The organism is Fictibacillus phosphorivorans, assembly GCF_023715845.1.
GTDB lineage: Bacteria > Bacillota > Bacilli > Bacillales > Fictibacillaceae > Fictibacillus > Fictibacillus phosphorivorans_D.
Map to the genome: position 1 here is coordinate 46,367 of NZ_JAMBOR010000025.1, position 8,758 is coordinate 55,124.

Below are 8,758 nucleotides of genomic sequence, written 5' to 3' on the forward strand. Positions count from 1 at the left end.
ATTTTTATGTAAATACTTTCATTATTCTCTTTTCTTCCTTCAAAATATACCTAATGCATTGAAAGTGTGTCAAGGTATAGGAGCTAAAGGTTTAAAAGGAGAACATGAATAGTATTTTTTCATTGTTAGTCTTGTCGAAATTTGGCGATAAATCTAAACCTTATTTCCAGTTAATATTTTTCATCTTTTACACTTATTTGAATTTTTTATGACAATATATGAATATATTTTCCAGTTCCCGTTTCGAAAGTTTAATAAAATGGGTATATACTAGTGAATTCAATTGGTAAAAGAATTAAAAATGTTTAAGTCAAAACTATTGACGACAATTGGAAATCTTGGTAAGATGTTCTCGTAGGATTTTGTCGAATTCTGGCGATTAAAATAGATAGGGAAATATTTTATATATTCGGGAGGAGAGATTTTATTATGAAATCTACAGGAATTGTACGTAAGGTCGATGAACTAGGACGTGTGGTTATTCCAATCGAACTACGCCGTACTCTAGGTATTGCAGAGAAAGACGCTTTAGAAATCTACGTTGATGATGACCGCATCATTCTTAAGAAATACAAGCCAAACATGACTTGTGCAGTAACTGGTGAAGTTTCAGATGATAACTACACAGTTGCAGGCGGAAAAATCATTCTTAGCCGTGAAGGTGCTAAAGAAGTTATGGATGAGCTTCAAAAGCAACTTCAAACATCAAAATAAGAACATAAACAATAGAGCCTTCGTTTAGAAGGCTCTTTCCCTTTGTACTTATAGTTGCCTTGCCGATCATTGACTACGAATTATAGACCATGGTATTCCTGATAAACGGAACGCTTTGGTACATTTCGGTCGACAGCCGCTAACTTAATAGCTTCTTTTGGCTTCTCACCTTGCTTTACATAATGATCAACATGTTCCGTCACCGAAAGAGATTCCCACCATTGTTCAGTCTGATCACTCAGGTATTCGATATCTCCGCTTCCCTCTACCACTAAACAAAATTCTCCCCTGATCTCAGCGTCTCCTTGATTGATAAAATCATTTACCTCTTTAAGCGTACCACGGGTAATTTCTTCGTATTTCTTGGTTAACTCTCGAACCACCGCAATTTTTCGGTCTTCTAAAATGTTTTCCATAACCTGCAGCGTCTCCTTTAGACGATGCGGTGCCTCATAAAAAAGAAGGGTAGATGGAAATGCTTTTAATCTCTCTAATTCTGCTTTCTTTTCTTTTTTACCCCGCGGAAGGAAACCGTAAAAAGTGAAAAGTTCTGTATCTAGTCCGGAAGCCACTAGTGCAGGTAAAGCAGCATTTGCTCCAGGCAGGGGAATAACAGGTATTTCTTCTTCTACACATTGGACGACTAGTTCATATCCGGGATCTGAAATTCCAGGCATTCCCGCATCTGTTACCAGTGCAATTTGCTTTCCTTCTCTTAAGGATTCTATCAGCTTTTTCCCGCTCTGCATTTTATTATGATCATGATAACTCGTCAGTGGCGTACTAATTTCAAAATGGCTGCATAGCTTTTTCGTTTGCCGTGTATCCTCTGCTGCGATCAAATCAGCCTCTTTTAATGTACGAACAGCGCGGAACGTCATATCTTCTAAGTTTCCAATCGGTGTAGGGACCAAATATAAGGCACCCGTCCCTCTCTCGTCATGGTAGCTCTTTTGCTGCCACATGTGGAACACTTCCCTCTTTTATTATTCTCTCTTTTGCCGCTCTACTTAGTTTCTTTATTGCAAATTCGAAGCGCATGGCTTCTTGTTTCGTTGAAAAAGATTGCTGAAATACAAGCTTAAAAGGTCCTCTTCCTCTTGTATACTTAGCTCCTTTTCCCTCTTCATGTTTTCGAATCCGCTGACTGATCTCATTTGTATAGCCTGTATAGTAAGTTCCGTCACCGCACTCCAAAATATACACAAAATGATTATTGTTCTTGTCCACCATAGAACATCCTTTTTAGCTCAGCCGTATATTCTCCATCCTCTCCGTATACTGTAAGCGGCGGGAGAATATGCAGATCTGGCTTTCCGTTTTTCATACCTTCTATTAAAAGCATGTTCGCTTCACTTCCGGCTTTTGGATAGATCAGCTGAAGTTTCTTAGGTTCCAGCTTATATTGGCGCATATAAGCTAAGATTTCCATTAGACGGTTTGGACGATGCACCATTGCAACCTTTCCCCCTTGCTTCACTAGCTGGCTGCTTACACGAATCACATTCTCCAAGGAGCAATGAATTTCATGTCGGGCAATGGCAAGGTGTTCATTCTGATTGAAATCTTCTTCATGAACAGACGGAAAATACGGCGGGTTGCACGTTAACGCATCATATGTCCCATGCCCGTATTTTACAGGTGCCTCTTTTATATCCGCAAGATCCATTTGTATCTGATTTTCTAAACCGTTCATTTTTACACTTCGGTCAGCCATGCTATGTAGTCTTTCTTGAATTTCTACTCCTGTAATATGAGCTTTCGAGCGAGTGCTTAACAATAATGCTACAGCCCCGTTGCCGCTGCATAAATCAATTATTTTTCCTTTTTGAATCGGAACCCAAGTAAAACGGCTCAAAAGAACGGCATCAAGTGAAAACGAAAAAACAGAGGGGCTTTGAATAATTTTTAAGTCTTCATGGACTAAATAATCGATTCGCTCATCTGGCAAAAGCTCAGTCATCGTTATTCCTACTTTCTTCTTTATATAAATAAACTTCGATAGTAGTTGATTTCCGCTTCCGACACTCCCTTTCCACGGGTCCTATCGGTGAGCCTCCAACCGTTACGCGCCATTAGGAGTATCGGCCCTTGCGCTACTATCAATTTGCACGGAAGATAAATATAAAAACACTAATAAGCAGTATTTTAAAGAAAATCATCTATATAAAAAGAAGCCTTCCCCTTAGGAAAGGCGTTTATTTCTTATTTAAGAATGAAAGACAAAACAAACAATCTCCTTCTGAACGTATACTGCCATAATGAAGGTTGCAAATATGAAAGCCTTCTTGGTAGAGACGTGCCAGATTATCATAGCCCTCACCGATATCGACGGCAGGCTCTTTTTTGCCTTTAGAAACTGGCGTCTTTTTAGCAGAAACTCGTGTCCCGTCAGAGTTTAGCTTGTTTCGAAGATTTTCATTTTCCATCACGAGATGGTGGTTTTCTTCAATTAATGCAGCCAGATGGGTCTTGAAATCTTCCAGTTGCTGTGACAACTCTGTGATTTGTTCTTCCATCTGCACCACGCGGGAAAATATAGTCTTCTTTTCCACGAATTCCACCTCTTTTTACTCTGTGGCCTGACTGAATAATTCCTCTTTCTTGCCTTCTGCCAGCTCGTCCAATGTAAACTCTGTCGTTCTTTCCATTGAAGGAATGTTTACTTGTATGAGCTTTTCAAGCAAGTTCAAGCCGACAACGCGACCAACACCATGAGGGGTCATAATTTCTTCACCAACATCAGGCATTTCTTCTTTTGCTTCTTCGTAATAATCATTCTCGTACTTTAGACAGCACATTAAACGTCCGCATAATCCTGAAATCTTTGCTGGGTTTAATGAAAGGTTTTGATCTTTTGCCATTTTAATCGAAACGGGTTCAAAATCTCCTAGGAATGTTGAACAACAGAGCATACGCCCACATGGTCCAATTCCACCAAGCATTTTCGCTTCATCTCTGACACCGATCTGCCTAAGTTCTATTCTTGTCCTAAAAATAGAAGCTAGGTCTTTAACAAGCTCACGGAAATCGATTCTTCCGTCTGCTGTAAAATAAAAAATAATCTTATTTCGATCAAACGTATATTCAACATCGACCAGCTTCATATCCAGCTGGTGCTCAATGATTTTCTCTTCACAACTTTGAAACGCTTCCTTAGCGGCTGCTTTATTTTCTTCAACAGATAGAATATCTTTCTGTGTCGCGAGCCGAACGACCTTTTTTAAAGGAAGAACTACATCATTCTCCCCGACTAGTTTCTTATCGATAACTACCTTGCCATATTCTATTCCACGCGCTGTCTCCACAATAACAAACGCGTCTTTTTTCACTTCAAGGTCGCCGGGGTCGAAATAATATACTTTACCCGCTTTCTTAAAGCGGATGCCCACTACCTCATACAAGGTTTTATCCCTCCCGTAATCGTAAAACCAACTGCTCCATCACCATAAGAGGGCTTACGTTGCTCCTTAGTCTGGCTTGGGCAGTTAGTATAGCTTGCAGGGCTTCTCCTGTTCTCTTTTGAGACGTTTGTAGCGCCTGCTGCTCTAATACTTGAAGCTGGTCGAAAAACACGACTTTTTCCGACTGTGATAAATGTATAGATAAAAGATCCCGATACCAGATCAAAAGTAAGTTTAAAGCTAAACGCAGCTGTTCTTTCTCTTTAAAAAAGCTTAAGTATTGGTCTTGCAATACAACAAGACAATAATCAGGCCGCAGCCGCAGTTCCTCCGTCAATTGTATCACTTTGGCTCTTGCTTGTGCAAACCACTCTTCCCTACAAATTTCGAGTGCTTCTGCATAATCTGACGTAAGGGACGCGGCCAGAGCAGCAACTGGCTTTGGTATTTCATCTTCTAAAAGTTTTTGTGAAATCCCTTCTGGCGCAAGAGGCGAGAAGGAAAGAGTCTGCGCACGTGAGCGAATGGTATCAAGCAAACTGTGTACCTGTTCGGTCAATAAAATAGCAATCGTGTCTGAACCTGGTTCTTCTAAAAATTTCAGCAGGCTATTTGCGGCTTGAACGGTCATCTTATCTGCATGCTCTACAATGTATACCTTTTTAGAGGACTCCATTCCGCTGTATGCAAATTCCTTCTGCAGCCCTCTGATCTGATCGATCTTGATCGACTGCCCTTCGGGTGAGATGATATGCACATCTGGATGGTTACCGGATGTAATTCTTTTGCAGTTCGTGCAGTTCTCACACGGATTGCCTTCCTCAGCATTCCGGCATAGAAAAGCTTTTGCTAATGCAGTAGCGACTGCCATCTTCCCTGTGCCGTGTGCACCTTCAAAAATATATGCATGAGCAAGGCGCTGCTTTTTTATACTGTTTTTTAATAGTTTCACAACACGGGGCTGTGTCTTGCTGCTAACTTCCCAGCTCATCATACATTTCACCTGCTACGTATATATATTCACTAACAATCCTTTGATTTCACCGATCTTATCTAATAAGGATATAGAGTCTTTTTCTTGGCTTATAATGGCTTCAGTAACTTGAATCAGCTGTTCATCAACTTCTTTAACAAGTTTAAGCGTTCGTGACCGTCCTTGTTCGTTCCAGCTTTTGTTCTGTTTTAACTGCATCCCGAAGTTAACAGCTTCTTTTACGAAACGTTGAACTAAATTTTTATAAAGCTGCAGGTCACGTACAGTTTGGGACTGCAGCAGTCTCTTCCCTTGTGTCTCGATATCGCTTAACAGCCGTGCAAGCTGCTCAGAGTGCAGTTTTTCACTTTGTTTGGCTACCGTCTCACCAAATGAGAGGGATGGTTTCTTCCCCATTTTCCCATCGTTTTGCTTTGTATCAAGAACAGGTCTTATATCTTGTCCGATTTTCATAATAACCCCTCAGTTTAGAAAGCCTTGTATTTATTAAAATTGCTGGAACTTTTCAACAGGCAATACGAATACTGTAGCCCCGCCAACTTCTACTTCAACCGGATAAGGTACATAAGCATCCGCATTTCCGCCCATCGGTGAAACCGGTGCCACCATTTGATTGCGGCTTTTGCAGTTTTCTCGGATGATTTCCATCACTTCATCTATTTGAGCATCTTCCACACCAATCATAAACGTTGTATTTCCGGATTTGAGAAATCCGCCTGTTGTTGCGAGTTTTGTGGCACGGTAATTCTTTTCTACAAGTGCATCTTGCAACCGGCTGCTGTCTTTATCCTGAACAACGGCTATAATCATCTTCATGGCAAATGCCTCCTTTTAGTTTTCCTTATGATTCGATAAAAGCTTATCTAAATCCTCTACAATCTCTGCAAACACCGTCTCAGGATCTTGTTCACCATTTATTCGATGAATACGTTTCTCCTGATTATTAAATATATGCTGGAATCCTTCCCTGACGCGTTCATGATACGAAAGATCTTTTTGCTCAATACGGTCTAGATTCTCAGTTCCATACCGCACGGTCATCCGCTTCCGACCTACTTCTGGAGAGACATCTATAAAATAACTACGGTCCGGAACCAGCCCGCTCGTAGCAATCTGATTTACTTGTAATACCGGTCCTTCTCCGACACCAAGTCCAAACCCTTGATAGGCGAGTGAGGCATCTACGAAACGGTCACATAATACAACCTTTCCACTTTCTAAAGCAGGAATGATTTTTTCATGAACATGCTGAGCTCTTGATGCTGCATAAAGGAGAACTTCTGTAAGATCATGCATTTCATTATGTTCCGGATCTAAGATCAATGAACGAATCTTATCACTTATCCTTGTACCGCCTGGTTCACGGGTCTGAATAAAATCAATCTTTTGTTGTGTTAAGTATTCTGCAATTTTGGCAACCTGAGTGGTTTTGCCTGATCCGTCTGGACCTTCTAGCGTAATAAATAAGCCTTTCACTATTACTGCTCCTTACTTTTATCAAATACATGCATCCGATTCTGCTCGCTTATTCCTTGGAACCGAGCACCTTTTTCTTTCAGGTACAAATAATAACGGATGGATGCTGATGTGATTTTTTCTCCTTTTGCAATTAAAGGAATACCAGGTGGATACGGAATGATTGCTTCAGCTGCCGTATCCCCTTCAGCATCCTCTATAGAGACAGGAACGACTTTCATTTTTTTCATGTCTTGATAAGAAAGGTGTAACGTACTCACTTGAGGAAACAGCGATACGGTTTTTCTTTGTTCTGACCTGTTCTTATAAGAAGAAAGTTTCTCTGAGATTTTATTAAAAACGTCCTTAACTCCAACAATCTCCTGAATTGGTCCGAGCGGCAAGATAAATAATACATTTCTGTCATCCGCAAGTTCGGTAAATAATCCATCTTGTTCAAAAAGCTGCTGCAGTTCAAATCCTGAAATATCTTTATCAGACTGAACGATTATCTTAAGTGGATCTAAGCGATAACCTGACTGATTTTTAACGGTACGGAGATGCTTTAATGAATCGATAAACCCTCTAAACTTCTCAGCTTCATCAAGCATATCGTCCATATCGCTTTGAGATAAGTTCTCCATATACAACCGGCTTAAATCCAGTGAAGCCATAATTAGATAGGAAGGGGATGAAGACTGTACCATCTGAAGAGCTTGTGATAAGCGATACGTATCGACCCGATCACTGTTAACATGTAAAAAGGCACCCATCGTCAAAGCCGGAAGCGTTTTATGTGCGGATTGTACAACAATGTCCGCACCTCTATGTATCGCAGTCTGTGGCATATGTTTAAGTCCAAAATGCGCTCCATGTGCTTCATCTACTAAAACAATGCCGTTATGCGCATGGATCTCTTCTGCTATGTCTTCAATACAATGCTGCATCCCGTAGTAAGTCGGATCGGTTAACAGAATTCCTCTACATTCGGGATACCTTTTGATAGCCTCTTTGACCGTTTCGAGTTTAACTCCTAAAGGAAATCCCCCGTCCTCGTCCATTTCTGGTGATAAAAATACGGGTTTCACACCGGCAAGTTCAAGTCCGTTCAAAACGGATTTATGACAGTTTCTCTGAACAAGCACGATATCGTCCTGTACAAAAGAAGAAAGAATCATAGCCAAATTTCCTGACGTACTTCCTCCCACTAGGAAATAACTTTTCTTCACGTTATAAAAAGAAGACAGCAATTCTTGCGCTTCTAAAATCGCTCCTTCAGGGTGATGCAGATCATCCAGTCCTGTAAGTTCTGTTGCATCTAAGGGTAGGACGGACTGAAAAATGGATTTTGCCGCCTCTTCAAAAACGTGTCCATTTTTATGTCCTGGAACATGAAAAGACCACTTAGTATTCTTTGTATGTTTCTTTAACGCCTCATAGAGCGGTGCATGTTTCATCGTTAAAATCCTTTTGTTTTTAAACGTTTTTCATACCTTCGTATATCTATTCTATCATATGTTTCTTCACCAAAGAATTTATCACATAAAAAAACAGACTGTTCAATCAGCCTGTTTTTATGAAGACGCATTAACTAATTTTAATTTTCTTAATTGGGATAAGTAATGTTTATAGTAGTCATCATTTGTTTTGGCAGTTAAAATTTTCTGCTCACATTCCCGGCAAATAAATTGATGAAGAATGTGTAATCCCCGATCTTTTTGTTCCTCACAAACCATACATGTCTCCCCGTACTGTCGTGTATTTTTCATTCTTCCACCTCCATAATGCCATTGTTGCCAGAATTGTTTATCCATATACGTTTTTTCAGATTATTTAAATGTTCTTTTAAAATGTATGAAACTCTGGCTCTCGTTGTGTCTGTCTTTATTCATTTCGGTAAAATAAACCGAGTATGCATCTTCATGTTCCTTAAATCCCCGCTGCCCCAGTATTTGAAACAGTTCAATGTGCCGCTTTTAAGAGTTAAAGTTCTATTCGTAGAATGGTAAGAAGAAGAATGATCCTTGCAGCTTCTTTTTTGATTATTGGAGTCTCTGGAGTTTGTACGGTACGTGTTCTTTTAATCTGTTACACGTTCGCGCAAGATGACCCTCGTTTCGCTCAAAATCTTCGAGTACCGCTCAGAATCGACGAGCTACGCTCAAAATTCCAGATCTTCGCTCAGAATGGG

12 protein-coding genes are annotated in these 8,758 nt (G+C 40.3%); 1 reads left to right on the forward strand and 11 read right to left on the reverse strand.

What is annotated here, in order from left to right; translation table 11 throughout:
- The first annotated feature begins 429 nt into the window (after positions 1-429).
- Positions 430-714 carry an AbrB/MazE/SpoVT family DNA-binding domain-containing protein gene (locus M3206_RS16405; RefSeq protein WP_066285380.1) on the forward strand — a complete coding sequence of 95 codons (285 nt, stop codon included), beginning with the start codon at positions 430-432 and terminating at the stop codon, positions 712-714.
- Positions 715-794: 80 nt separating this feature from the next.
- On the opposite strand, the gene rsmI is transcribed toward M3206_RS16405, so the two are convergent.
- The 11 genes from rsmI to M3206_RS16460 form a co-directional block, all read right to left on the reverse strand.
- A complete protein-coding gene (gene rsmI / locus M3206_RS16410) occupies positions 795-1,679 on the reverse strand; it encodes a 16S rRNA (cytidine(1402)-2'-O)-methyltransferase (protein ID WP_251313587.1) in 885 nt (294 codons plus the stop codon).
- Positions 1,654-1,947, reverse strand: a complete 294-nt coding sequence (locus tag M3206_RS16415) for a GIY-YIG nuclease family protein (protein WP_425590743.1) — start codon at positions 1,945-1,947, stop codon at positions 1,654-1,656. Before M3206_RS16415 ends, rsmI begins: the two co-directional genes overlap by 26 nt.
- On the reverse strand, positions 1,928-2,677 hold the full coding sequence (locus tag M3206_RS16420; protein ID WP_251313589.1) for a tRNA1(Val) (adenine(37)-N6)-methyltransferase: 750 nt from the start codon (positions 2,675-2,677) through the stop codon (positions 1,928-1,930). The genes M3206_RS16415 and M3206_RS16420 overlap by 20 nt, the downstream gene beginning before the upstream one ends.
- A gap of 235 nt (positions 2,678-2,912) precedes the next feature.
- Positions 2,913-3,269 (reverse strand): DNA replication initiation control protein YabA, encoded by a 357-nt coding sequence (gene yabA, locus M3206_RS16425; RefSeq protein WP_251313590.1) that lies wholly within the window; start codon positions 3,267-3,269, stop codon positions 2,913-2,915.
- A 15-nt stretch (positions 3,270-3,284) separates the two neighbouring features.
- Positions 3,285-4,118, reverse strand: coding sequence for a PSP1 domain-containing protein (locus M3206_RS16430; RefSeq protein WP_251313591.1), 834 nt, complete (start codon positions 4,116-4,118; stop codon positions 3,285-3,287).
- A gap of 4 nt (positions 4,119-4,122) precedes the next feature.
- On the reverse strand, positions 4,123-5,109 hold the full coding sequence (gene holB, locus M3206_RS16435) for a DNA polymerase III subunit delta' (RefSeq protein ID WP_251313592.1): 987 nt from the start codon (positions 5,107-5,109) through the stop codon (positions 4,123-4,125).
- 15 nt (positions 5,110-5,124) lie between these two features.
- Positions 5,125-5,565: a YaaR family protein gene (locus M3206_RS16440; RefSeq protein WP_251313593.1), complete on the reverse strand. Its 441-nt coding sequence runs from the start codon at positions 5,563-5,565 to the stop codon at positions 5,125-5,127.
- A 33-nt stretch (positions 5,566-5,598) separates the two neighbouring features.
- Positions 5,599-5,928, reverse strand: coding sequence for a cyclic-di-AMP receptor (locus M3206_RS16445; RefSeq protein ID WP_251313594.1), 330 nt, complete (start codon positions 5,926-5,928; stop codon positions 5,599-5,601).
- A 15-nt stretch (positions 5,929-5,943) separates the two neighbouring features.
- Complete coding sequence (gene tmk / locus M3206_RS16450) at positions 5,944-6,588, reverse strand: dTMP kinase (RefSeq protein ID WP_251313595.1); 645 nt, start codon at positions 6,586-6,588, stop codon at positions 5,944-5,946.
- A gap of 2 nt (positions 6,589-6,590) precedes the next feature.
- Positions 6,591-8,024, reverse strand: coding sequence for an aminotransferase class I/II-fold pyridoxal phosphate-dependent enzyme (locus M3206_RS16455; RefSeq protein WP_251313596.1), 1,434 nt, complete (start codon positions 8,022-8,024; stop codon positions 6,591-6,593).
- 117 nt (positions 8,025-8,141) lie between these two features.
- Positions 8,142-8,336 (reverse strand): sigma factor G inhibitor Gin, encoded by a 195-nt coding sequence (locus tag M3206_RS16460; RefSeq protein WP_066285362.1) that lies wholly within the window; start codon positions 8,334-8,336, stop codon positions 8,142-8,144.
- Between the last annotated feature and the right edge of the window lie 422 nt (positions 8,337-8,758).

Coding starts and splice junctions, on each gene's coding strand:
- M3206_RS16460 (WP_066285362.1), bottom strand. CDS start 8,336: ATGAAAAATACACGACAGTACGGGGAGACATGTATGGTTTGTGAGGAA.
- M3206_RS16415 (WP_425590743.1), bottom strand. CDS start 1,947: ATGGTGGACAAGAACAATAATCATTTTGTGTATATTTTGGAGTGCGGT.
- M3206_RS16440 (WP_251313593.1), bottom strand. CDS start 5,565: ATGAAAATCGGACAAGATATAAGACCTGTTCTTGATACAAAGCAAAAC.
- M3206_RS16405 (WP_066285380.1), top strand. CDS start 430: ATGAAATCTACAGGAATTGTACGTAAGGTCGATGAACTAGGACGTGTG.
- holB (WP_251313592.1), bottom strand. CDS start 5,109: ATGAGCTGGGAAGTTAGCAGCAAGACACAGCCCCGTGTTGTGAAACTA.
- M3206_RS16445 (WP_251313594.1), bottom strand. CDS start 5,928: ATGAAGATGATTATAGCCGTTGTTCAGGATAAAGACAGCAGCCGGTTG.
- rsmI (WP_251313587.1), bottom strand. CDS start 1,679: ATGTGGCAGCAAAAGAGCTACCATGACGAGAGAGGGACGGGTGCCTTA.
- M3206_RS16420 (WP_251313589.1), bottom strand. CDS start 2,677: ATGACTGAGCTTTTGCCAGATGAGCGAATCGATTATTTAGTCCATGAA.
- M3206_RS16455 (WP_251313596.1), bottom strand. CDS start 8,024: ATGAAACATGCACCGCTCTATGAGGCGTTAAAGAAACATACAAAGAAT.